Source organism: Georgenia sp. Z1344, assembly GCF_049856295.1.
In the GTDB taxonomy this organism is placed as follows: Bacteria; Actinomycetota; Actinomycetes; order Actinomycetales; family Actinomycetaceae; genus JB111.
This window is the reverse complement of record NZ_JBNDMZ010000006.1, coordinates 23,572-45,919: the sequence shown is the minus strand read 5'-3', so window position 1 is coordinate 45,919 and position 22,348 is coordinate 23,572. Positions and strand designations below refer to the sequence as shown.

Genomic DNA, 22,348 nt, shown 5'->3' with positions numbered 1-22,348 from the left:
CGTCAGTCGCCGTACGCGGCGGCCGCAGCGTCCTCGAGAGCCTGGGCCGTGGCCTCCGGGTCGGAGGGGTCCTCGTAGAACTCGATGAGGATCTGCCACATGCCCTCGCCCTCGGTGCCGCCGAAGGCCGACGGCGCGAGGTCGGACAGGTCGAACCGGAAGACCTCGGCGTCGACGAGCTGCTGGGCGATCTCGAGCGAGATCTCGTCCGGGTACAGGTCGAGGTCCGCGTTCTGGTTCGGCGAGGTGAAGCCGCCCAGCTCGATCCAGATGTTCGCCGCCTCGGGCGAGGCGAGGTAGCGCATGAGCTCGGCGGTGGCCTCGTTGTCGTCGAACGCGACCGCGACGTTGCCGGCGCCCATGACGGACGGGGCGGAGTCGTTCATCGTGGGCCAGGGGTAGAACAGGGCGTCCTCACCGACGACGGCCTCGGTCTGGTCGGCGATGTTGCCGGCCACGAAGTCGCCCTCGAACACGGTGCCGGCCTCGGGCGGGTCGGAGAACACCGACGTCACCGAGTCCGGGAACGAGCGCTGCCCACCGCCCTCGAGCAGGAGCGCGTCGTTGCTCCACACCTCGGCGAGCGCCTCGAGCGCCTCGATGACGCTGGGGTCGGTCCACGGGATCTCGTGGTCGGCGAGCTGGTCGTACATGTCCGGCCCCGCCGTGCGGAGGTAGACGTTCTCGAACCAGTCGGTCAGCGGCCAGCCGACGTCGGCACCGACCGAGAGCCCCGGAACTCCGGAGTCGGAGACGAGCTGGAGGGTGGACACGAAGTCCTCCCAGGTCTCGGGCACCTCGGCGCCCGCGTCCTCGTAGACCTGCGTGTTGTACCAGATGGTCGACTTGTTGGCGGCCTTGAACCACACGCCGTAGACCTCGCCCTCGACCGAGCCGAGGTCGATCCACGTCTCCGCGTAGTTCTCCTCGACCGCCGCGAGGGTGTCCTCGGACAGGGGCACGATGCTGCCGTCGGCCGCGAGCTGGTCCATGAGGCCGGGCTGCGGGATGAGCGCGATGCTCGGGGGGTTGCCGCCCTCGACCCGCGTGCCGATCGTCGTGGCCACGTTGTTCCCGTAGGACTCGTAGGTGACCTCGGCGCCGGTGGCCTCCTCGAAGGCGTCCATGACGATCTCGAAGTTCTCCTGCTCGGCGCCGGACCAGTCCGAGGCCACGACGATCGACTCGCCGTCGAGCTCCGCGTAGCCCTCGAGCTCGGGCAGCTCGACCTCGCCACCGCCGTCGCCGCCGTCCTCGCCGCCGCCCGCGGCGCCGTCGGAGCCGCCCTCCTCGGAGGTGTCGCCGCCGTCGTCGGACTCGTCGTCACCACCGCCGCCGCAGGCGGCGAGCATCGCTGCCACCGTGAGTCCCGCAACCACCGTCATGCTGCGTCGTCGCGTCATGAGTCGTGCCATCGTTCGCCCTCCTCGGCCAACCGTTCTCCACATCGTGAACGAGGTCAGCGTAGGCCGGGCGACCCGCCACAGCGCCACGATCGAGGTCTCGAACGGGTCACGCCGATGCGGGGACGGGCGGCGTCGTCGTCGGGGTCGGTCGGGCCACCGTCGGGACCGGCCGGGGGCGTCGTCGGAGGAGCGCCCAGGGCGTCGTCGGAGGTGCGCCCAGGGCGTCAGCGGGGCGCGGCGAGCAGGTCGAGGAGGTCGGCCAGGCCGTCCGCCTCGACGGGCGCGACCTCGGTGCGGGCGTAGGACTTGACCTCCGGCCGCGCGCCGCCCATCGCCACGCCGAGCCCGGCCCAGGACAGCATCTCGACATCGTTCGAGCCGTCGCCGGCGCCGACCGTCGCCGCCCGGTCCACGCCGAGCAGGTCCCGCACACGCTCGAGCGCGGTCGCCTTGGAGATCCCCTCGGGCGCGACGTCGACCCAGGACGACCACCCGATCGCGTAGGTCACCGACTGCATGCCGGCCGAGTGGACCGCCTCCTGGAAGGTGTGCGCGTCCAGGTGCGCCGCCCGCACGGTGAGCCGGGTGACCTCCCGCGAGCACAGGTCCTCGAGGTCGACGAGCTCCCACTCGCCGCCGAGCTCGCCGGGCGGGAACGGCGAGGACAACCGGAACCCGGTGCCCACGTCCTCGACGGCGAACACCCCGTCCGGGATCGCCTGGTGCAGCGCGCGCAGCGCCGGCTCGGGGTCGAACGTGACGACGTGGTCGAGCTCGAACCCGCCCTCGGCCTCCTCGTCCAGTCGCACGGTGACGGCTCCGTTGGAGGAGATCGCGTACCGGCTGGTCAGGCCGAGCCGGCGGGCCACGGGCACGGTGGCGAACACCGAGCGGCCGGTCGCGAGCATGACGTGGGCACCCGTGTCGCGCAGCGCGGCGACGGACTCGGCCACCCGCGGCGACAGCGTCGTGTCGTGGTGGAGGATCGTCCCGTCGATGTCGAGCGCCACGAGCAGGTCCGGCCCCGCCTCCGGCAGCGCGGCGACGGCCTCGACGAGCGGGTGGGTCCGCGGGCGACGCCGCACGACGTTCCGCGCCCACGAGGCGGCCCGGGTGAGCGCGAGCCCGACGGCGGGGGCCGTGCGCCGCACGTTCCGCCGACCATCCGTCTCGTCGTCGGGCTCCCCGTCGTCCCAGAGCTCGACGTCCGCCTCGGCCTCGACCTCCGCCCCGTCGACCTCGGCCTCGGCCTCGTCACCCTCGACGACGGCGGCGTCCGCCTCGTCGTCGACGACGTGGGCCCCGGCGGGCCCGAGGTCCGGGTCGGCGTCGGCGTCGGCGTCGGCGTCGGCGTCGGCGTCGGCGTCGGCAACGGTCGCCCGCCCCTCGGCAGACGGGTCGGCCGACGGCGCGGCCCCGTCGTCGTCGGGCAGGTTCTCGCCGTGGTCCCGCGCGTGGACCGGCTGGTCGGCCTCGGGGGGCAGGTCCGTCTGGGCGTCGAGGATCGCCTGGTCCCCGGCGGGGGTGGCGACGAGGGCCTCGTCCTCGTGCCGCGTCACGCGGCCACCGGGGCGAGGACCTCGCGGCCGCCGAGGTAGGGCCGCAGCGCCTCGGGCACGTGGACCGAGCCGTCGGCCTGCTGGTGGTTCTCGAGGAGCGCGACGATCCACCGCGTGGTGGCGAGCGTCCCGTTGAGGGTCGCGACCGGGGTCGTGCCCTTCTCGGTGCGCTCGCGCGTGCCGAGGCGGCGGGCCTGGAAGGTCGTGCAGTTCGAGGTGGACGTGACCTCCATCCAGCGCTCCTGGCTGGGCAGCCACGCCTCGCAGTCGAACTTGCGTGCGGCCGAGGACCCGAGGTCGCCGGCGGCGGTGTCGATGATCCGGTAGGGCAGCTCGACGGCGTCGAGCATCTCCCGCTCGAGCTCGAGCAGGCCGGCGTGCTCGTCGGCCGCGTCCTCGGCGTGGACGTAGGAGAACATCTCGAGCTTGTTGAACTGGTGGACCCGGATGATGCCGCGGGTGTCCTTGCCGTACGAGCCGGCCTCGCGGCGGTAGCAGGTGGACCAGCCGGCGTAGCGCAGCGGGCCGCCGCTGACGTCGATGATCTCGTCGGCGTGGTAGCCGGCGAGCGCCACCTCGGACGTGCCGGTGAGGTACAGGTCGTCCGCCGGGAGGTGGTAGATCTCGTCCGCGTGCGCACCGAGGAAGCCGGTGCCGGCCATGATCTGGGGGCCCACGAGGGTCGGCGTCGTCATGAGCGTGAAGCCGGCGGCCTCCGCCCGGTCCGCCGCGCGCATGAGAAGGGCGAGCTCGAGGCGGGCGCCGATGCCGGTGAGGTAGTAGAACCGCGCGCCGGAGACCTTGGTGCCGCGCTTCATGTCGATCGCGCGCAGCGACTCCGCGATGTCGAGGTGGTCGCGCACGGTCACGCCCTCGGCGGCAAGGTCGCGGGGCGTGCCCACGTGCTCGAGCACCTCGTAGTCGTCCTCGCCGCCCGCGGGGATGCCCGGGGCGATGATGTTGGGCATCTGCCACAGGAGCTCGTCGGCCTCGGCCCCGGCGGCGTCGGCCCGCTCCTGCGCCGCGCTCACCTCGCCGGCCATCTCCTTGGCGCGCGCGAGGATCGCGGGCCGCTCCTCGGGCGAGGCCTTGCCGACGCTCCGGGAGAACTCCTTGTGCTCGGCCCGCAGCGACTCGAACTCGCCGAGGGCGGTGCGGCGCCGCGCGTCCGCCTCGAGGATCCGGTCGACGAGGGCGGGGTCGGCACCCCGGGCCACCTGGCTGTCGCGCGCGGGCTGGGGGTCCTCGCGCAGGGCACGCACATCGATCATGACCTGAGCCTATGCCGCCGGGGGAACCGGTCCCCGTCCGTGCTCGCCCCCGCGTGCCCCCGGTGGTGCCAGGATGTGCGCCGGACCGCGTGCGGCCCACCTGTCAACCGCCCGACCCAGACCCGAGGGGTGCCCCCATGATCGTCACCACCACGTCCACCATCCAGAACGCGAACATCGCCGAGTACCTCCGCGTCGTCGCCGGCGAGACGGTCGTCGGCATCAACATGTTCAAGGACATCGGTGCGGGCTTCCGCAACCTCGTGGGCGGTCGCTCCGAGGGCTACGAGCGCGAGATCGGCGGCGCCCGTGAGTCCGCGCTCGGCGAGATGGTGCAGCGGGCGATCGAGCTCGGTGCCAACGGGGTCGTCGGCGTCGACATCGACTACGAGTCGGTCGGCCAGGGAATGATGATGGTGACCGCCTCGGGCACCGCCGTCCGCATCGCCTGACGCCCACCCCTCCTTCCCGCCGCGGTCCACGACGCCGCGCGTCACCAGCCGTGGCGCGCGACGTCGGCGCGGCCCGGGCTACCGTGAGGCGTGCCCACGGAATGGTTGATCGTCCTCGTCGTCGCGATCGTGATCGCGCTGCCCGTCCTTCTCGTCACGATCTCCGTCGCCCGCAGGCGGGGCCAGCTCGAGCGCGAGTCGGCCGCCGCGAACGCCGAGGCGGCACGCGTGCTCGAGGAGGAGCGCGCGGCCCGGAAGGAGGCCGCCGCGAGGGCCGCCGAGGAGGCGGCCCGGCCCGCTCCCCCGCCGGTCGCCGTGGTCGTCAACCCGTCGAAGAACGTCGACGTCGACGAGCTGCGCACCCTCTTCCGGGCCGCCGCCGTCCGCGAGGGCCGCCAGGAGCCGCTGTGGTTCGAGACGACCGCCGACGACCCGGGCCGCGGCCAGGCCGAAGAGGCTCTGCGCGCCGGGGCCAGCACGGTGGTCGCCGCGGGTGGCGACGGGACGGTGCGCGCCGTGGCGGAGGTCCTCGCCGGGACCGGCACCCCGATGGGCGTCATCCCGCTGGGCACCGGCAACCTGCTCGCCCGCAACCTCGGCCTCCCGCTCGAGCGCACCGACGAGCTCGTCCGGATCGCGACCACCGAGCCGACGGGTCCGGTCGACGTCGGATGGCTCCGTGTCCGTGACCAGGGTGAGGTGCCGCAGGACGAGGACGGGATCCTCGTCGAGGAGTCCGGCGCGGGCCGCGACGGGTGGCACGCATTCACCGTCATCGCCGGGCTCGGCTTCGACGCCGACATGGTCCATGGGACCGACGACGACCTGAAGTCGCGGATCGGCTGGGTCGCCTACTTCGTGGGCGGCGTGAAGAACATGGTCAAGTCGCGCCTCAAGGTCTCGGTGGCGGTCGACGACGCCGAGCCCGAGCACCTCAAGATCCGCACCGTCATGCTCGCCAACTGCGGCCTGCTGCCCGGCAACCTCGTCCTGTCCCCCGACTCACGGTTCGACGACGGCGTGCTCGAGGTCGTCACCGTCGACACGCGCTTCGGGATCGTGGGCTGGGCCAACCTCGGGATCTCCGTTCTCGCCCAGCGCGCCGGCCGGCGCCGCACCGGCGAGCTCCCGGGCAGCGAGCTGCTGTTCAAGCCGGCGCGTCGCGTGCGCGTCGTGGCCGAGGACGCGGCCCACGTCCAGCTCGACGGCGACCTGCTGAGCACGTCCGGCGCCGTCGAGGTCCGGGTCGAGAAGGGGGCGCTGCAGATGCGCTACCCCGTGCCTCCCGACCGGCTCCAGGCCCGCACCGGCGAGCACGTGCCCGGCGAGCCGGCGGAGCGCCACCCGGAGAAGCTCCAGGACTGATCCCCGGGGCCGCCCGCCCACGCCGAGGTCGCTCACCGACCGCCCGACGACGGGCTCGGTCAGGTCCCGGTGCCCTCGATCGAGACGTTGGTCGCCTTGATGACGGCGGTCGCCGGCGAGCCCACCTCGAGGCCGAGCTGCTCGACGGCCTCGGTCGAGATGAGCGAGACCACGCGGTAGGCGCCGCACTGCAGCTCGACCTGGCTCATCACGGTGTCGGAGACGATGCGCGTGACGATGCCCGTGAGGTGGTTGCGCGACGAGCGACGCTCGATGCCGTCGTCGAGGGAGTCGACGTGCTTCTCGCTCGCGAGCTCCTGGGCGAGCGCGGCGACGAAGGCGCCGTCGACGGAGAGCCGGCCGCCGTCGCCACCCGCCTCGAGCCGCCCCTGGTCGACCCAGCGGCGGACGGTGTCGTCGGAGACTCCGAGCAGGTCGGCAACGGTGCGGATCCGAATGTGCGGCATTCCTGGAGGCTAGCACCCGCACCTGCGCCTCCTGGCCGGCAAGTGAGCGGACGTCCTCCCGGCGAGTGAGCGGACGTCCGACTCGCGACCGAGCAGGTGTGCCCCGAGGGCTGACGCGCCCCGGACGCCCGGTCGATAGCGTGCAGTCATGACCTCGACCTCCGGCTCCGACCGCCAGGTGCTCGCGCTGTCGCACGCGGGCACGACCGCTTTCGGCACGACGACGGCAGTGGCGCTCGCGCTCGAGGCCGCGCGCGCCGGCGAGGAGGTCCTGCTCATCGACCTCTCCCCCGACGGCGAGGCCACCCGGTGGCTGCAGGCCGAGCCGTGGGAGGAGGGCCAGGACGTGGGCGCGATCCTCGACGACGACTACCCCCTCGGATGGGCCCGGTCCCTCGCCGTCCCCACCACGGACCACGAGCGGCTCCGGCTCGTCCCGGCGTCGTCCGGCCCGGCCCGTGAGCCGCGCGCCGGCGCGGGTCCGCAGCTCCACCACGCGCTGACCACCGCCGACGACTACGTCCTCGTCGTCATCGACTGCGGTCGGATCCGCTCGGGCGCCCGCCTGGTGACGGCCCTCAACGCCGCGTCCGACGTCGTCGTCACCACCACCCGATCGCCGAAGGACCTCGCCGAGGTGTCGAACATCGTGGCGAGCGTCGAGGCCTACCGCCGGCTCATCCACGACGAGGGCGGCAACCGGTCCGATCTCGTCCGACTCCGCGGCGTGGTGGTCGGCGCCCCGGCGGGCGGGCCGGCTGAGAATGCGTCGTCGACCGAGGAGCCCGAGCTCGCGGAGGTTCCGACGGACAAGGCGTGGTCGCCCCTCGTGCTCAGCCCGCATGTCCCGGTGGTCCCGGCCGAGCACGGTGAGCCCGCCACCCGGAAGCGCCCCTTCGAGATCTGGACGCCCGGCAGCACCTTGTCGCAGCACTACGGGCAGCTGGCGGCCCAGCTCGTCGACGCCATGTCGGACGCATCCACCGACGACTGAGGACCTGCTCGTCGAGATTGCGGTTGGTAGCCGTCGAGATTGCGGTTGGTCGGACCGGGCAGAAGCCCGCTCACTCGTCAGGAGGAAAGCCGCTCACTCGCCAGGAAGGGGGCGACGAGGTCAGTAGGCGCTTCCGTCGGCGAGCGCCGTCACCCAGGCGCGGGCCTCGTGGAACTCCTGGTCGGACGTGCCGCGGGCGAGCACCGGCCTGCGCTGGTCGGCGCGCGGGTAGGAGCCGAGGAACCGGACGAACGGGCACACCCGCCTGAGCCCGAGCAGGGCGGCCTTGACGCGCTCGTCCGCCACGTGCCCCTCGGCGTCGATCGAGAAGGCGTACCGGCCGATGGCGTCCCGGATCGGCCGCGACTCGATGCGGGAGAGGTTGACCCCGCGGGCCGCGAACTGCTCGAGCATCGTCAGCAGGGCGCCGGCCTCGTCGTCGGGCAGGTGGACGAGCAGCGTCGTCTTGTCGGCGCCGGTCGGCGGGGGCGGCGGCACGAGCCGGGAGACCGCGATGAAGCGGGTGACGGCGCGGCGGTTGTCGCCGACGTCGTGGGCGAGTACCGGGAGCTCGTACCGGGCGCCGGCCAGCGGGGAGACGATCCCGGCGTCGAACCCGGGATCACCCTCCCCGGCGAGGATGTCCGCGGCCGCGGCGGTCGAGGTCGCGGGGACGTGGACCGCGCCCGGCAGGTGCTCGGCGACCCAGCCGCGGCACTGCGCCCACGCGTGCGGATGGGTGGCGATGCGGCGGACGTCGGCCAGCTCGGTGCCGGGCCGCGCGACGAGCTCGAACTCGATGGGCACGAGCATCTCGGCGACCACCACGAGGGGCTCGTCGCCGGCCACGAGCGAGTCGATCGTGGCGTTGACCCCACCCTCGACCGAGTTCTCGATCGGGACGACGGCCCGGTCGAACCGCCCCTCGCGCACGCCGGCGAGCGCCCCGGGGACGTCGGTGCTCGGCTCGGCCACGTCGGCGTCGTCGTCGAGGATCTGCCGCAGCGCGGCATCGGTGAACGTGCCCGCGGGGCCCAGGTAGGTGTAGCGCACCGGCCGAGCCTAACCACGCGGGGCCGTGACCGGTCCCGCACCGACCCGCCCCCGGCCCGCCACCGCCCGCGACGTACCCTCGGACGCATGAATCTCGGCCCGCACCGCCCGATCCGGGTCCTCGCGTGAGGCGCGACGACCGCCGGCGCAGGGTCGTGCTGGTCCTCGGCGTGCTCGTGCTCATCGCGATGATCAGCCCGTTCATCCTCCCGCTCCTCGCGAACGGGGCCACCCCTGCAGACACGTCCGACGACGACACCCCCGTCGTCGTCCTCGGCACCGGCGGTCTGACCTGGGAGGACATCGACGACGGAGAGACGCCCCGGATCGCGGAGCTGGCAGCCGAGGGGTACTCCGCCAACCTCGTCGTCCGCTCGGTCGGCTCGACCACGTGCCGCACCGACGGCTGGCTCGCCCTCTCGGCGGGTCAGCGGGCGGCCGGCGAGCGCGACGGCGGCGACTGCCTCCCACCCGCGCCCGTCGGCACCGAGACCGGCACCGAGACCGGCGGCGAGTGGCAGGTCCCCGGCTGGTCGGAGTACGTCGAGGGCGCCCGTACCGACCGGTTCGACGCCGTGCCCGGCACCCTCGGCGGGTCGCTCGCCGAGGCGGGTCGCAGCGCGGTGGCGATCGGCGGCGGCGCGGCGGTCGCGCTCGCCGAGCCGGACGGGACCGTCGCCGACGCACGCCCCACCACGGACGACGACGCCGAGCTCGGGGCGCTGACCGCCTCCGCGATCGAGGACGGAGCGGACCTTGTCGTCGTCGACCTCGACCCCGCGGACGCCACCGGACGCGCCCCGGACGGCGAGGCAGCACCGGGCGAGGCCGCACCGGGCGAGGAATCCCCGGGCGAGCAGCCCCCCGGCGCCCGCACGCCCGCCGAGCTCGACGCCCGGGTGGGCGCCGTCGTCGACGCCCTGGCCGAGACCGGCAGCGAGCCGACGATCCTGCTCGCCTCCCTCTACGACGGCACCCGCACCTCGACCCTCCAGGCGCTCGCGCTCACCGGCGCGGGCGAGGGCTCCGGGCTCGCCACCTCCCCGGCCACCCGCACGGACGGCATGGTCCAGGCGCCCGACCTCCTGCCCACCGTGCTCTCCCTGCTCGACGTCGACCAGCCGACCGGGCTCGTGGGCTCCGCGCTCGTCACCCGGCCCGGCGACGACGACCCGGCGGACCGCGCGGCGGGCCTGCGCGACGTCGGCGTGCGGGCGCTCGCCGTGGCCCCGCTCGTCTCGCCGGCCGTCCTGTGGCTGGTCGGGCTCAACATCGGGCTCGGCGCGGCGGCGCTCGTGGGCCTCAACCGGCGCGTCCTCGCCGCGCTCGGCGGCACCGAGCGGGCGCGCCACCGGGTCCTGCGGGTCCTGCGCGCGGCGGCCCTCGTCGTCGCCTCCCTGCCGGTGGCGCTCATCGCGTCCTCGCTGCTGCCGTGGTGGCGGTTCGAGCCGGCCGGCCTCGCGCTCGCCGGCGTCACCGTCGCCGGGGCGCTGTTGCTGGCCCTCGTCGCCGTCGGCGGGCCGTGGCGGCACTCGCTGGTCGGCCCCACCGCGGTGGTCTCCGGCGTGACGGCGGTCGTCATCGCCGCCGACGTCATGCTCGGCTCCCACCTCTTCCTCGGGTCCGTGCTCGGCACGCAGCCCCAGATCGGCGCCCGGTACTTCGGGATGTCGAACCACTACTTCGCGCTGTTCGCCACGGCGTCCCTGCTGCTCGCGGCGACCGCGGCGCAGGCCCTCGTCGCCCGCGGGCGGGGGCGTGCGGCCGCCGCGGCAGCGCTCGCCATCGGCGCGGTGGCCACGGCCATCGACGGCTGGCCCGCATTCGGCGCCGACTTCGGCGGGCCCCCGGCGATGATCCCCGCGTTCGTCGTGCTCGCGCTCCTCGTGGCGGGGGTCCGCGTGACGTGGCCGCGCGTGCTGCTCATCGGGGCCGTCACGGTGGCCGTGGTCGCGACCGTCTCGCTGCTCGACTGGCTCCGCCCACCCGACGAGCGCACGCACCTGGGCCGGTTCGTCGGCACGCTCCTCGACGGTGGCGCGTTCGACGTCATCTGGCGCAAGCTCGGCCGCAACCTCGAGATCCTCGTGTCCTCCCCGCTCACGGTGCTCGCGGCGGTCGGAGCGATCGTCGTGGTGGTCCTCGTGGCCCGGCCGCTGCGCCGGCCGGACACGGCCGCTACCTCGGACTACGGCTGGCTCGTCCGCCGCCCGGAGACGGGCACGACGACGAACGGCACGACGGCGAACGACGCGGCGGCCACCTCCTCACCGGGCACGACGGCGACGCTCGCCCTCCCCGAGGCCGCCCAGGTCCTGAAGCCCGCGGCGGTCGCCCTGCTGATCCTGTGGATCATCGGGTTCGCCGTCAACGACTCGGGGATCGTCATCCCGGCCCTCGGCGTGGCGCTCGCCGTTCCGCTCACCCTCGCGCTGCTCGCGTCGTGGCTGCTCGAGCGCCCCCGCCACGGGCCCCTGCACGAGGCGGACGACCGGGGCGACGAGGGCGCGCGCACCGCCGTCGACGCCTGACCCGCGCGGACCGGCGAGGGTCAGCCGGCGAACAGGTCCGGCAGCGCCTGCGACGCCGTGAGCACCGAGACCACCACGAGGAGCACGGCGAAGACGGTCGTCAGCGTGGCCGGCGGCGTGCGGGTCGAGAGTCGGGCACCGAGCTGGCCGGCGAGCGTCGAGGCCAGCGCGAAGGCGAGGACGACAGGCACGTCGAGGTCGATGCCCTGCGGCACGCGGGCGAGCAGCCCCGCCGCGGAGTTGATCGTGATGACGAGCAGCGAGGTGCCCACGGCCGCGCGCATCGGGTAGCCGAGCGCGAGCACGAGCGCGGGGACCGCCGCAAAACCTCCCCCGACGCCGAACAACCCCGTGAGCAGCCCGACCACCGCCGCGAGCCCGATCAGACGGAGGGCACCGCGCCACCGCCGTCCCGCGGGAGCCCGGTCCGCCTGCGGGAGATCCTGCGGCGCACCGGTGGTGGCGTCGTCGTCGGGCATCTCGCTCTCGTTATCGCCGGCGTCCGCGAGTGCCCTCAGCTCCGCCTCGCGGGCGTCGCGACGGTCCGCGGACGCGCGCCTGGCCATGAGCACGGCGACGCCGAGGAGGAGCACGGAGAACGCGGCCATGAGGGCGGGGCCGTCGACCAGGTGGGCGAGCCACGCCCCGCCGGCCGACGCCACCGCGCCCACCGCGCCGAAGACGAGGCCGCCGCGCAGCCGGACGTTGCCGCGCCGGGCGTGGGGAACGAGCGTGACGAGCGAGGTGACGCCGACGATGACGAGCGACGCCGTCGCCGCCGCGTGGGGGCCCATGCCGAGCAGGTAGACGAGCGCGGGGACGGTCAGCACCCCGCCCCCGGCACCGAGCGTGCCGACGACGACGCCGACGACCGCGCCGATCGCGGTCGCGAGGGCGATGGCCTCCATGCGCGTCCCCTACTCGGAGGTGGGGCGCGGGCGGGGTGCGCCGTCGGGACGGACCCGATGCACGACGTCGGGCCGGGGCCGCGTCACGCCGGCGAGTCCGCCGAGCGCGGGGGGTCCGGGGTCGCGGGGGTCTCCGCCGTCGGCTGGCCCTGCGGTTCGACCTGGGCGGCCCCGTCGGCGGTGGGGTCCCCGGCGGGGGTCTCGTCGTCGGGCGGGGTGTCGCCGTCCTCCGGCCTGCGCGGGGCCCAGGCGCGGTAGGGCTCGCCGGGCTGCTGGTCGTCGGCCTCGGGGCCGCGGCGGCTCATCGGCACGTTGTGGCGTCGGGAGGCGCGTCCGGCGACCGCCATGGCCACGTCGCGGTACTGGCGCGCGCGGTGCATCCGGCCGGCCATGTCGCGGCCCGTGGCGCGGTGGCTGACGTCGCAGGGGATCTCCTGGACGGTGAGGCCGGCGACGAGGAGGTCGATCGTCATGCCGACCTCGACGCCCCAGCCGCGCGCGAGCGGCAGCACGGACTCGTAGGCGCGCCGCGTGAGGCAGCGCTGGCCGGACAGGGGCTGCGCGCTGACGAACCCGGTGGCGGACTCGATCGCGGCGCGGGCCATGCGCACCACGCGGCCGCGGCCGCCCGAGCCCTTCTGCGGCGGGAGGACGGCGATCGCGAGGTCCGTGTCCCCGGCGAGCACGGCCTCGACGAGCGGGGCGAGCCCGACGGCGGAGTCCTGGAGATCCGCGTCGACGAACAGGAGCGCGCGCGGCGGGGCGTCGGGCAGGTCGCGCATCGAGACGACGGACGCGCCGGTCTCCATCGCGGACGCCTTGCCCCGGTTGACCGAGTGGCGGACCACGACGGCGCCGGCCGCGCGGGCCACGTGCTGGGTGTCGTCGGTCGAGCCGTCGTCCACGACAAGGACGAGGTCGACGTGCGGGATCGCCCGGCAGGCCCGGATGGTCGCAGCGATGTGCGTGCCCTCGTCCTTGGCCGGGACGACCACCGCCACCCGCCTGGAGTCCTGCGCCACAGTCCCACCCTAACCAGGTTGGCGCGGGGCGACCCACCTGTCCGCGTTCGTGGGACCCGGCGTGGCGCGCGGTGCCGGCGTCGCGAGACCTGCCGGAGCGAGGCCCGGCAGAGCGGGAACGACCGGTGCGAGACCTATCGGAGGGAGACCTGGCGGCTGACGAGTCCGGCGCGGGCGCGGCGCTCGTCGGCGGTCAGCGGCTCGGTGACGGCGAGGGCGGCGTCGAGCCGCGTGCCGAGCTCACCGAGCGGGCCCTCGACGTCGTCGGCCTCGGTGCCCGGGGCGAGCTCCCAGACCGGGACGAGGAGACCGCACGTGCGGAAGGCGCCGACGAACCGGGTGCCCTCCTCGATGGCGGACTCGCGCGCGGCGTGCAGGCGGGCGAGGGCGTCGAACACGGTCTCGGGGTCCTCGGGGCGGACCCAGCGGACGAACTCGCGGCCCATCCGGCACCAGTAGGCGGAGCCGGCGGAGTCGATCCGCACAGTGGGGACGATCTGGTCGGCGCTGTCCTTGACGGCCTGGGCCACCTCGGCCTCGTCCTGCTGGTCGGCGGAGACCCAGTAGCCGAAGTCGGCGTGGACGTCGATGGTCGGCTCGACCGCGGGGTCGAGGATGTCCTGCAGGCGCGGGCCGGGCTCGGGCAGCGCGCCGACGGGCAGCGGCTGGCCGGGCTCGAGCTCGAGGGCGCGCAGGAGCGCGTGGGCGACGTCGCGGGACGCGTCGCCGGAGCTGCTCGCCGTCTGCATGCCGACGAGGATCGTGCCGTCCTCGCGGCGCAGCGCCGGGGCGAGGTCCGGCAGCAGGCTGGCGATGAGGACGTCCGCGCCGCCGTGCTCGGCCGTGGTGCGGACGGGGATCGTCGCCGCCGGGACGATCTCGCGCATGGCCACGAGGTCGGTCTCCGCCGCCAGCCCCTCGAAGGGACGCTCGACGTACTCCACCTTCGGCGGGCGCACCCGCGTCGGACGCTCCTGCTGGCGCGCACGGCGCCTCGATGCCTTACCCATGACGCGCAAGCCTAGTTGCGCCGCGGCCCTGGGGGCGCCGGGAGCGCCCGGGCCGCGGCGGTCGGTCACATGATCTCGGGCACGGATCCGTCGGAGGAGACGATCTCGCGGCCGGCGGCGGCCCAGCCGGCCATCCCGCCGTCGACGTTCCAGGCGTCGTACCCGGACTGGTTGAGCCACTGCGCGGCGCGGGCCGAGCGGCCGCCGGTGCGGCAGATGACGAGCAGGTCGGCGTCGCCGAGCTCGTCGGCGCGCTCGGTCAGCTCGCCGAGGGGGATGTGGACGGCGCCGGGGGCGTGGCCGGCCTCCCACTCGTCGTCCTCACGGACGTCGAGGAGCGTGTAGCCCTCGGGGATGGTCTCGCCGGGGAGGTCGGCGATGGTCACGTCGGCAGGTGCGTCGGGGATGGGCATGGGTCCAGCCTCCCTGGCGGCGGGCCGTCCGTCCAGTGGGGTGGGGTGGCGCCGGGGCTCGTGCAGGGGCCCGACGACGACAGACCTCAGACCTTGGTGCTCTTGCGGTAGGCGATGTACTCGCTGCTGGTCTTCTGCCACAGGAAGACGAGGACGAGGACGACGAGGAGGAGCGTCACGACCCCGGCCGCCGCGCCGCTGGCGATGTTCGCGAGTGCCCCCAGGACCGACAGGACGAGCAGCACGGTGAGGATGATCCGCCCGACGTTGCTCCCGCGCCACACGAGCACCGTGAGGAAGGCGTAGAGCACCGCCCCGATCAGGACCCCGACGCCGATGGCCCGCAGGTCGTCCTCCCGGATGTAGGTACCCGCGGGAGCAACGTCGGACGGGTCCAGCGCGAGGTAGGCGAACCCGCCCAGGAGAGCCAGGCCCGAGATGACCCACAGGATGATGCAGGCGGCCTTGAGCATGCCGGGCCGCTCGACGGGCCTGCCGTGGCCGCCCATGCCGTAGGCCGGCGGCGCGGCGAAGGGGTTGTCGTCCTGGTTGGGGTAGGTCGGGAGACCGGCCTGCTGGCCGTACTGAGCGCCACCCTGCTGGCCGTACTGCGGCTGGCCGAACTGGGCGTTCTGGCCCTGCGGGGCGTAGGCGCCGTACGGCGGCCGGCCCTGCTGCCCCGGGTCGGCGTACGCGCCGTACTGCGGCTGGCCCTGCTGCCCCGGGTCGGCGTACGCGCCGTACTGCGGGGCCGCGGGCACGCCCGGGTCCGCCGGGCTCTGCCCGTACGGGGTCTGCGCGCCGTACTCGCCCTGCTGGCTCTGGCCCCAGGAGGGGTCGCCCTGCTGCGGGGTCTGGCCCCACCCGTCCTGCCCGTAGCTGTTCGACATGCCTTGATTGTTGCAGTCTCAGCGGTGCGAGAACCCAAGTGTGACGAGCGCCCGTCGGGCACATTTCCCCGGTCGCGCACGTGTGCGGGGGTGGATCGTCCGGTGTTCTCCCCGACGGACGTGAGGAGTGGGCGGAGACGCTTCAGCGCCGCCGTCCCCCGTCGCCCGTCAGAGCACCTGCCGCCCCGAGTCCTTGAGGCGCTTGCGATAGGCCATGTACTCGGTGCTCGACCTCTGCCACAGGAAGACGAGAACGAGGACGGAAACGGCGATTCCCCCGATTCCGGAGCCGGCGTCCGCGCCGTTGGCGAAGCTGCCGAGGCTCACCAGGGTCGACAGGCCGATGAAGATCGTCACCGCGATACGGGCAGCGTTCGATCCCTTCCAGACGAAGACCGGCAGCACGATGTCGAGGGCGCTCGCCATCAGCACGCCGAACCAGATGAGCTTCCAGGTGGAGTTCTCGATCCCGTAGATGCCGGCCTCCGCGGGGTCGGTCGCGAAGAACACCAGGCTGACGAGAACCGCGAGGGCGCCTCCGACCCACAGGATGATGCAGGCGGCCTTGAGCATGCCGGGGCGCTCGACGTGGCCACCGGGACCGCCCATGCCGTAGCTCGGCGGGGCGGCGAAGGGGTTGCCGTCCTGGTTCGGGTACGGAGGGAATCCACCGGGCTGGCCGTACTGGGGCTGGCCGAGCTGCGGCTGCCCGTACTGGGGCTGGCCGAACTGGGCGTTCTGCCCCTGCGGGGCGTAGCCGCCGAACGGCTGCTGCCCGTACTGCGGCTGGCCGAACTGGGCGTTCTGTCCCTGCGGGGCGTAGCCGCCGTACTGCGGAGCGACGGGGACGCCCGGGTCCGCGGGGCTCTGCCCGTACGCGGTCTGCGCACCGTACCCGCGCCCGTCGCTCTGCCCCCAGGAGGGGTAACCGATCTGGGGGGACTGGCCCCATCCGTCCTGCCCGTAGCTGTTCGACACCGCTCGAGTGTCGCAGTCCAGGCGACGCGACGACCGAGATGTGACGAGCGCCCACCGGGTAGTCCTCCCCCCGTGCGCGGCGGTCGAGCTCGATCGGATCAGCGGCGTCGGGCCGCGCGCTCGCGGACGTATCGGGTGCTGGCGGGCAACCACATCGCGACGACGACGAACACCCCCAGCACCACGCCCAGCCACGGGCTGCCCTCGCCACCCCACGTGTGCACGACGAGCCAGACCAACGCACCCGCCATGATCACGGTGAGCCCGATCCGACCGACCTGCTTGCCCTGCCACAGCTGCACCCCGAGCACGATCGCGAGGACCGACACGACGACGATCCCGAGCCCGATCAGTGTCAGCGCGGCCCCCGGCTGCAGATCACCGAAGACCGTGCTGTCGGACTCGCCCCACATCTGGCTGATCCCCCCGATGAACATGGCGAAGAGTCCGGCGAGCAGCGCCCACGGGGCGAAGAACCACACGATGATCGCGGCGGCGGTGATCCAGCCGGGGCGGCGCACGCGGTCGGGCAGCCCGGGCGGCGGCACGGCGTACGGGTTGCCGTGGTCGGGGCGGCCGTAGGCGTTGCTGTCAGGGCCGGCCAGGTAGGCGTTGCCGCTCGCACCTGCGGCGTAGCCGTTCGGCCCGTGGACCTGGCTGCCCGGCCCCGGCACAGCACCGCCGGGCACCGGGGAGTAGCCGTTCGGCCCTGCGCTGGGGCCGTGCGCATAGGGGTCGGTCACCGACAGATAGTGACAGGCGTAGGACCGGCTGCCCATCGGCACCGCTCCCCCACGCCGAGCCCGACAGTTCCCGCCGACCCATGTAGTCGTGCGCCGAGCCATATAGTCGTGCGCCGACCCAAGCAACTACCTGCCGACCCCACCGACGCCGTCACCTGGGTCGGCACACAACGACTGGGGTCGGCGATAAGTACCTGGGTCGGCACACAACGACTGGGGTCGGCGATGAGAACGGCGGCGCCACCGGAAGTTCGTCGTCGGGTGCGTTCCCCCCTCGAACATCGGCGCGGCTGCTGGCAGGATCACCTCATGGACCCGCGCGCCGGCACAGCTGCTCAGCCCTCCGACCTCATCGACGTCGACGCGGTCCGCGGCGCCTACTACGACCGCACCCCGAATCCCGAGGATCCCGCCCAGCGCGTGGTGTTCGGGACGTCGGGCCACCGCGGCTCGAGCCTCGACACGGCGTTCAACGAGGCGCACATCGTCGCGATCACGCAGGCGATCGTCGAGCACCGCCGCGGAGCCGGCGTCGACGGGCCGCTCTACCTGGCCAAGGACACGCACGCGCTGTCGGACCCGGCGTGGACCACGGCGGTCGAGGTGCTCGGCGCGGCCGGAGTCGAGCTGCGGGTGGACGCCCGCGACGGCTACACCCCGACCCCGGCCCTCTCGCACGCGATCCTGAGGGCGAACGGCGCCGGCACCACGGGCGGCCTCCGCCTCGACGGCCCCGGGCTCGCGGACGGCATCGTCATCACGCCGAGCCACAACCCGCCCCGCGACGGCGGCTTCAAGTACAACCCGCCCCACGGCGGGCCGGCCGACTCGGCGGCCACCTCCGCCATCGCGGCCCGCGCGAACGAGCTGCTGGCGTCCGGCGTCGGGCAGGTGGAGCGGATGCCGGTGGACAAGGCGCTCGCGCTCGAGTCGACCCGCACGCACGACTTCATGTCCGCCTACGTCGACGACCTGTCCAACGTCCTCGACCTCGACGCGATCCGCTCCGCCGGCGTGCGGATCGGCGCGGACCCGCTCGGCGGCGCCGCGGTGGCCTACTGGGGCGAGATCGGCGAGCGGTACGGCCTCGACCTCACGGTGGTCAACCCAGAGGTCGACCCGACCTGGCGGTTCATGACGCTCGACTGGGACGGCAAGATCCGGATGGACTGCTCGTCGCCGTCGGCGATGGCCTCCCTGCGCGAGATCATGGCGGCCACGGACGGCCAGGCGGCCCCCTACGACATCGCCACGGGCAACGACGCCGACGCCGACCGGCACGGCATCGTCACCCCCGACGGCGGGCTGATGAACCCCAACCACTTCCTCGCCGTGGCGATCGACTACCTGTTCGCGCACCGCCCGGACTGGCGCCCCGAGGCCGCCATCGGCAAGACCCTCGTGTCCTCGTCGCTCATCGACCGCGTGGCCGACTCGCTCGGCCGCCGGCTCATCGAGGTGCCGGTCGGGTTCAAGCACTTCGTGCCGGGCCTGCTCGACGGCACGGTCGGGTTCGGCGGTGAGGAGTCCGCGGGCGCCTCGTTCCTGCGCACCGACGGGACTGTGTGGACCACGGACAAGGACGGCATCCTCCTCGCCCTGCTCGCCTCGGAGATCACGGCCGTCACCGGGACCTCGCCGAGCGCGCGGCACGCCGGTCTCGTCGAGCGGTTCGGCGCGAGCGCCTACGCCCGCATCGACGCGCCCGCGACCCCGGACCAGAAGGACCGCCTGAAGAAGCTCTCCCCCGACGACGTCGCCGCCACGTCGCTCGCGGGCGAGCCGATCACGGCCCGACTCGTCGATGCCCCCGGCAACGGCGAGGCGATCGGCGGCCTCAAGGTGACCACCGAGAACGCCTGGTTCGCGGCCCGCCCGTCCGGCACCGAGGACGTCTACAAGATCTACGCCGAGTCGTTCAAGGGCGAGGACCACCTGGCGCAGGTCCAGGAGGAGGCGCGCGCCGTCGTCGGGAACGCCCTCGGCGCGTAGCCGCTCTCGGGACGTAGCGGCACCCGGGACGTAGCGGCGCCCGGCACGCGGCGACTCGGCGAGCGCGGCGCCGTCGAGGCCTGACGTCGCCCCGGCCGCTCGGCCGACCGCGGCGCCGTCAGCCGAGCAGGAGCGTGACGAAGCCGAGCGGCCGCCGGTGCCCGCGCAGCCAGTCGGTCACCTCGCGGGCGATCTCGTCGGCGTCGGCGTGGTCCGGGTGGCGTGCGAGCCACTCCTGGCGCTCGCGCAGGTGCCCGAGGTCGAAGTCGTCGAACTCCTGGCGGGTCGTCTCGTGCATGCCGAGCAGCACCCAGCCCGCGGCGTACGCGTCCTCGACGACCTCCACCAGCGTGCGGCAGTCGTCGGTGGAGGCGCCGTCCCACATGTGGGCGAGCTCGTCCGCGGTCGGCGTCCCGGCCCAGGTCTCGCAGCCGAACAGCAGCCGTCCGCCCCCGGCGCGCCGCTCGCGCAGGGCCACGAGCGCCTCGGGGACGCTGCCGAACGCCTGGTAGGCACCGAGGCTGATGAGCAGGTCGGCGCGGTCGGTGCACCCGGTGGCGTCCGCCTCGCGCAACTCGACCCGGTCGGCCAGGCCCCGGCGCTCGGCGTCGGAGCCGGCCCGGACGATGTCGGGGCCGTGGACGTCGAGCCCGAGCCCCCGGGCCCGCGGCGCCTCCTCGAGGCAGGCGAGCAGCATGGCTCCCCACCCGCAGCCGTGGTCGACGATCGTGGTGGGGTCGTGCGCGGTGGCCGCGCGGGCGAGCCTGCGCACCGTGTCCGAGGACAGCGGCGAGTTGATCTCGAGCCGCGCCCCGGTCCCGCTCGGCGGCAGCGGGTCGGTCTCGTCGGTGGTCGGGCCGCTCATGTCTCCCCCTCGGTGGACGTCTCGGTCCCGGAGGGTGCCACCCGCCGGATCGCGGCAGCCACGTGTTTTCCGGGGGCCGCGTCGACCTCTCGGCGCGCACGCGCACGGCCCACCTGCCATCCTGGGGCTCCGAGGACCCGGCCCACGGGTCCCGAACCGAACGAGGAGGCGAGCATGGCTGCCCTCGGCATCATCCTCATCGCGGCGGGAGCGATCCTGTCGTTCGCGGTCCAGGACTCGATCGCGGAGGTCGACCTCACGATGGTCGGCTACATCCTCATGGGGGTCGGCGTCGTCGCCGTCATCATCGGGATCATCCAGATCGTGTCCCGACGGCGCACGAAGCACGTGACCCGGGTCGAGCGCACGGGGCCCCCGGACGTCGAGGTGCACGACCCCCGGGACCCGCGCGTCTGACCACCCCGGCGTCACCTCGCGCGTCCGGGCCCGAGGGCCGGAGCCCGACGTCGGACCCCGAACCCCCAGCACCATTCCCGACAGGCACGGAGCAGGCCATGAAGCTGTCCGCACGCAACCAGTTCCCCGGCACCGTCGTCGCGGTCGAGCGCGGCGCCGTCAACGGCATCGTCCAGATCGAGATCGCGCCGGGCATCGTCATCACGTCCGACATCACGAACGGCTCGATCGACGAGCTCGGCCTCACCGAGGGCTCGCCGGCCGTGGCGGTGATCAAGGCGTCGAGCGTCATGGTCGGCGTCGAGGAGTAACCACTGCGTGCCGCCCCGCCGGCAGCACCTAGGCTGGCCCCATGTCCCTCGCGAACCTCGGCATGGCGTTCGAGGACGGCATCAACAAGCGTTCGGTCGACATGCTCAAGCGGCGGGGCTGGCGGCCCCGGATCATCGGTCTCACCGGCTACGGGTCGGTGCAGTCGCTGCACGTCATGGGCCGCGTCATCATGGGCGACCCGGACGCGACCCCCGAGTCCGACCCCTGGGTCGACGTGCACGGCGACGGCGAGGCCACCCGCCCCGCGCGCTACCCCGCGCTGAGCGACAACGCTGGCGAGTTCCTGGCGAAGACCGCGCAGGAGGCCCGGCGCGGCTGGCGGCAGTTCTTCACGGCGCAGGTGGGCCACCTGCCCGTGACGGTCCGCGTCAACGGCCGCGAGGTCGCCACCACCACCGACCGCTCCGGCTACATCGACGTCATGGTCTCCAACCACGGTCTGGAGCCCGGGTGGCACCCGGTCACGCTGGAGGCCAAGGCCGCGGAACCCACGGTCACGGACGCCCTGGTGGTGGCGCCGACGACCCGGGTGGGGATCATCTCCGACATCGACGACACGGTGATGGTGACGATGCTGCCGCGCGCGGCGCTGGCCGCGTGGAACTCGTTCGTCCGGCACACGAACACCCGCAAGGCCGTGCCCGGGATGGCCGAGCTGTACGCCAAGGTGCTCGACATCCACCCGGACGCGCCGATCTTCTACCTGTCCACGGGCGCATGGAACGTGGTGCCCACGCTCAAGCGCTTCATGCTCCGGCACGGCCTGCCGGTGGGACCGATGCTCATGACGGACTGGGGGCCGACGACGACCGGCCTGTTCCGTTCCGGCAAGGAGCACAAGCGGGTCCAGCTGCGGAACCTCATGATCACGTTCCCGCACATCTCCTGGCTGCTCGTCGGCGACGACGGCCAGCACGACCCGATGATCTACGACGACGTGGCCCGCGAGCACCCCCGCAACGTGTGGGCGATCGGGATCCGCCAGCTCTCCCCCGCCGAGCAGGTGCTCGCGCACGGCACGCTCGAGTCCGCCGAGATGCCGATCCGCGGCCGCTCGGCCGCCACCGAGCACGGCGTGCCCACCGTGCACGGCAAGGACGGCTACGCGCTGGCGGACGAGCTCCCCGCCGTCCTGGCCGCCCAGCGGCAGCGACGCGAGCAGCGCGAGCGCGGCGAGGAGGTGCCCGCGTCATGACCGGCACGAACGGCCCCGACGTCGAGGTCGGCCCCGCCGTCGACGGGGCCCTGCCCCCGGACGTGGCGGACGCGATCGACGCCGCCCCCGAGCGCTTCCGGGCGCTCGCCGAGCGGCTCTACCGGATCGTCGACGGCGCGATGCCGGCCGGGTACGAGCGCAGCGTCGACCGCGGGTTCGTCACCTGGGCGATCCCGCTGGCCGACTACCCGGACACCTACAACGGGCAGCCGCTCCAGTACGTCGCGCTCAAGGGGCAGAAGGGCTACGTGTCCGTCTACCTCATGGGCGTGTACTCCCAGGCCGAGGAGGCGGAGGCGTTCCGGCAGGCGTGGGCCGCCTCGACCGGGCACCTGGACATGGGCAAGTCGTGCCTGCGTCTGAAGAAGGACGAGCAGGTGGACGCCGAGCTGCTCGCCACCACCGTCGCGGCGACCCCGCCGCGGACGTTCATCGAGACGTACGAACGGATCAAGGGGTAAGA

General features: G+C 73.9%; 22 protein-coding genes. 9 read left to right on the top strand and 13 right to left on the bottom strand.

What is annotated here, in order from left to right; genetic code table 11:
• Nucleotides 1-2: 2 nt before the first annotated feature.
• The 3 genes from ACPYO6_RS07735 to serS form a co-directional block, all read right to left on the bottom strand.
• The gene (locus tag ACPYO6_RS07735) at nt 3-1,415 is read right to left on the bottom strand and encodes an ABC transporter substrate-binding protein (RefSeq protein ID WP_425714283.1); all 1,413 of its coding nucleotides are present in this window, start codon (nt 1,413-1,415) and stop codon (nt 3-5) included.
• Nucleotides 1,416-1,630: 215 nt separating this feature from the next.
• The gene (locus ACPYO6_RS07730) at nt 1,631-2,965 is read right to left on the bottom strand and encodes an HAD family hydrolase (protein ID WP_425714282.1); all 1,335 of its coding nucleotides are present in this window, start codon (nt 2,963-2,965) and stop codon (nt 1,631-1,633) included.
• On the bottom strand, nt 2,962-4,236 hold the full coding sequence (serS, locus tag ACPYO6_RS07725; protein WP_425714281.1) for a serine--tRNA ligase: 1,275 nt from the start codon (nt 4,234-4,236) through the stop codon (nt 2,962-2,964). Before serS ends, ACPYO6_RS07730 begins: the two co-directional genes overlap by 4 nt.
• Nucleotides 4,237-4,373: 137 nt before the next feature.
• Here serS and ACPYO6_RS07720 point away from each other — a divergent pair, with 137 nt between their 5' ends.
• Complete coding sequence (locus tag ACPYO6_RS07720) at nt 4,374-4,688, top strand: YbjQ family protein (protein ID WP_425714280.1); 315 nt, start codon at nt 4,374-4,376, stop codon at nt 4,686-4,688.
• A gap of 90 nt (nt 4,689-4,778) precedes the next feature.
• The gene (locus tag ACPYO6_RS07715; protein WP_425714279.1) at nt 4,779-6,053 is read left to right on the top strand and encodes a diacylglycerol/lipid kinase family protein; all 1,275 of its coding nucleotides are present in this window, start codon (nt 4,779-4,781) and stop codon (nt 6,051-6,053) included.
• A gap of 59 nt (nt 6,054-6,112) precedes the next feature.
• On the opposite strand, the gene ACPYO6_RS07710 is transcribed toward ACPYO6_RS07715, so the two are convergent.
• On the bottom strand, nt 6,113-6,520 hold the full coding sequence (locus ACPYO6_RS07710; RefSeq protein WP_425714278.1) for a TOBE domain-containing protein: 408 nt from the start codon (nt 6,518-6,520) through the stop codon (nt 6,113-6,115).
• Between the two features lie 148 nt (nt 6,521-6,668).
• On the opposite strand from ACPYO6_RS07710, the gene ACPYO6_RS07705 reads away from it, so the two are divergent.
• Complete coding sequence (locus ACPYO6_RS07705) at nt 6,669-7,514, top strand: ParA family protein (protein ID WP_425714277.1); 846 nt, start codon at nt 6,669-6,671, stop codon at nt 7,512-7,514.
• 120 nt (nt 7,515-7,634) lie between these two features.
• Here the strand turns inward: ACPYO6_RS07705 and pheA are convergent, their stop codons facing one another.
• Entirely contained in the window at nt 7,635-8,567 is a 933-nt protein-coding gene (gene pheA, locus ACPYO6_RS07700; protein WP_425714276.1) for a prephenate dehydratase, read from the bottom strand.
• Nucleotides 8,568-8,692: 125 nt separating this feature from the next.
• Here pheA and ACPYO6_RS07695 point away from each other — a divergent pair, with 125 nt between their 5' ends.
• The gene (locus tag ACPYO6_RS07695; protein ID WP_425714275.1) at nt 8,693-11,098 is read left to right on the top strand and encodes a hypothetical protein; all 2,406 of its coding nucleotides are present in this window, start codon (nt 8,693-8,695) and stop codon (nt 11,096-11,098) included.
• A 20-nt stretch (nt 11,099-11,118) separates the two neighbouring features.
• On the opposite strand, the gene ACPYO6_RS07690 is transcribed toward ACPYO6_RS07695, so the two are convergent.
• The 7 genes from ACPYO6_RS07690 to ACPYO6_RS07660 form a co-directional block, all read right to left on the bottom strand.
• Nucleotides 11,119-12,006 (bottom strand): sulfite exporter TauE/SafE family protein, encoded by an 888-nt coding sequence (locus tag ACPYO6_RS07690; RefSeq protein ID WP_425714274.1) that lies wholly within the window; start codon nt 12,004-12,006, stop codon nt 11,119-11,121.
• A gap of 83 nt (nt 12,007-12,089) precedes the next feature.
• Nucleotides 12,090-13,028 carry a glycosyltransferase gene (locus ACPYO6_RS07685; protein ID WP_425714273.1) on the bottom strand — a complete coding sequence of 313 codons (939 nt, stop codon included), beginning with the start codon at nt 13,026-13,028 and terminating at the stop codon, nt 12,090-12,092.
• Nucleotides 13,029-13,162: 134 nt separating this feature from the next.
• A complete protein-coding gene (locus tag ACPYO6_RS07680) occupies nt 13,163-14,038 on the bottom strand; it encodes a DUF5926 family protein (RefSeq protein WP_425714272.1) in 876 nt (291 codons plus the stop codon).
• A 65-nt stretch (nt 14,039-14,103) separates the two neighbouring features.
• A complete protein-coding gene (locus tag ACPYO6_RS07675; protein ID WP_425714271.1) occupies nt 14,104-14,451 on the bottom strand; it encodes a rhodanese-like domain-containing protein in 348 nt (115 codons plus the stop codon).
• An 86-nt stretch (nt 14,452-14,537) separates the two neighbouring features.
• A complete protein-coding gene (locus tag ACPYO6_RS07670; RefSeq protein WP_425714270.1) occupies nt 14,538-15,341 on the bottom strand; it encodes a hypothetical protein in 804 nt (267 codons plus the stop codon).
• Between the two features lie 168 nt (nt 15,342-15,509).
• Entirely contained in the window at nt 15,510-16,319 is an 810-nt protein-coding gene (locus ACPYO6_RS07665; RefSeq protein ID WP_425714269.1) for a hypothetical protein, read from the bottom strand.
• Nucleotides 16,320-16,417: 98 nt separating this feature from the next.
• Nucleotides 16,418-17,062 carry a hypothetical protein gene (locus tag ACPYO6_RS07660; protein ID WP_425714268.1) on the bottom strand — a complete coding sequence of 215 codons (645 nt, stop codon included), beginning with the start codon at nt 17,060-17,062 and terminating at the stop codon, nt 16,418-16,420.
• A 309-nt stretch (nt 17,063-17,371) separates the two neighbouring features.
• Between ACPYO6_RS07660 and pgm the strand changes: the two genes are divergently transcribed.
• Entirely contained in the window at nt 17,372-19,054 is a 1,683-nt protein-coding gene (pgm, locus tag ACPYO6_RS07655; protein WP_425714267.1) for a phosphoglucomutase (alpha-D-glucose-1,6-bisphosphate-dependent), read from the top strand.
• 118 nt (nt 19,055-19,172) lie between these two features.
• Here the strand turns inward: pgm and ACPYO6_RS07650 are convergent, their stop codons facing one another.
• A complete protein-coding gene (locus tag ACPYO6_RS07650) occupies nt 19,173-19,919 on the bottom strand; it encodes an SAM-dependent methyltransferase (protein WP_425714266.1) in 747 nt (248 codons plus the stop codon).
• A gap of 174 nt (nt 19,920-20,093) precedes the next feature.
• On the opposite strand from ACPYO6_RS07650, the gene ACPYO6_RS07645 reads away from it, so the two are divergent.
• From ACPYO6_RS07645 to ACPYO6_RS07630, 4 genes are all read left to right on the top strand, one after another.
• Nucleotides 20,094-20,336 carry a DUF6458 family protein gene (locus ACPYO6_RS07645; RefSeq protein ID WP_425714265.1) on the top strand — a complete coding sequence of 81 codons (243 nt, stop codon included), beginning with the start codon at nt 20,094-20,096 and terminating at the stop codon, nt 20,334-20,336.
• A gap of 98 nt (nt 20,337-20,434) precedes the next feature.
• On the top strand, nt 20,435-20,647 hold the full coding sequence (locus tag ACPYO6_RS07640; protein WP_425714264.1) for a TOBE domain-containing protein: 213 nt from the start codon (nt 20,435-20,437) through the stop codon (nt 20,645-20,647).
• 41 nt (nt 20,648-20,688) lie between these two features.
• Nucleotides 20,689-21,864, top strand: coding sequence for an App1 family protein (locus tag ACPYO6_RS07635; protein WP_425714263.1), 1,176 nt, complete (start codon nt 20,689-20,691; stop codon nt 21,862-21,864).
• The gene (locus ACPYO6_RS07630; protein WP_425714262.1) at nt 21,861-22,346 is read left to right on the top strand and encodes a DUF1801 domain-containing protein; all 486 of its coding nucleotides are present in this window, start codon (nt 21,861-21,863) and stop codon (nt 22,344-22,346) included. The genes ACPYO6_RS07635 and ACPYO6_RS07630 overlap by 4 nt, the downstream gene beginning before the upstream one ends.
• The last annotated feature ends 2 nt before the right edge of the window (nt 22,347-22,348 follow it).

Excerpts from the sequence above, each read along its gene's own strand:
- serS (WP_425714281.1), bottom strand. The coding sequence starts at position 4,236 with ATGATCGATGTGCGTGCCCTGCGCGAGGACCCCCAGCCCGCGCGCGAC.
- pgm (WP_425714267.1), top strand. The coding sequence starts at position 17,372 with ATGGACCCGCGCGCCGGCACAGCTGCTCAGCCCTCCGACCTCATCGAC.
- ACPYO6_RS07690 (WP_425714274.1), bottom strand. The coding sequence starts at position 12,006 with ATGGAGGCCATCGCCCTCGCGACCGCGATCGGCGCGGTCGTCGGCGTC.
- ACPYO6_RS07675 (WP_425714271.1), bottom strand. The coding sequence starts at position 14,451 with ATGCCCATCCCCGACGCACCTGCCGACGTGACCATCGCCGACCTCCCC.
- ACPYO6_RS07710 (WP_425714278.1), bottom strand. The coding sequence starts at position 6,520 with ATGCCGCACATTCGGATCCGCACCGTTGCCGACCTGCTCGGAGTCTCC.
- ACPYO6_RS07735 (WP_425714283.1), bottom strand. The coding sequence starts at position 1,415 with ATGGCACGACTCATGACGCGACGACGCAGCATGACGGTGGTTGCGGGA.
- ACPYO6_RS07670 (WP_425714270.1), bottom strand. The coding sequence starts at position 15,341 with ATGTCGAACAGCTACGGGCAGGACGGGTGGGGCCAGACCCCGCAGCAG.
- ACPYO6_RS07720 (WP_425714280.1), top strand. The coding sequence starts at position 4,374 with ATGATCGTCACCACCACGTCCACCATCCAGAACGCGAACATCGCCGAG.
- ACPYO6_RS07640 (WP_425714264.1), top strand. The coding sequence starts at position 20,435 with ATGAAGCTGTCCGCACGCAACCAGTTCCCCGGCACCGTCGTCGCGGTC.
- ACPYO6_RS07645 (WP_425714265.1), top strand. The coding sequence starts at position 20,094 with ATGGCTGCCCTCGGCATCATCCTCATCGCGGCGGGAGCGATCCTGTCG.
- ACPYO6_RS07635 (WP_425714263.1), top strand. The coding sequence starts at position 20,689 with ATGTCCCTCGCGAACCTCGGCATGGCGTTCGAGGACGGCATCAACAAG.
- ACPYO6_RS07650 (WP_425714266.1), bottom strand. The coding sequence starts at position 19,919 with ATGAGCGGCCCGACCACCGACGAGACCGACCCGCTGCCGCCGAGCGGG.
- ACPYO6_RS07630 (WP_425714262.1), top strand. The coding sequence starts at position 21,861 with ATGACCGGCACGAACGGCCCCGACGTCGAGGTCGGCCCCGCCGTCGAC.
- ACPYO6_RS07680 (WP_425714272.1), bottom strand. The coding sequence starts at position 14,038 with ATGGGTAAGGCATCGAGGCGCCGTGCGCGCCAGCAGGAGCGTCCGACG.
- ACPYO6_RS07705 (WP_425714277.1), top strand. The coding sequence starts at position 6,669 with ATGACCTCGACCTCCGGCTCCGACCGCCAGGTGCTCGCGCTGTCGCAC.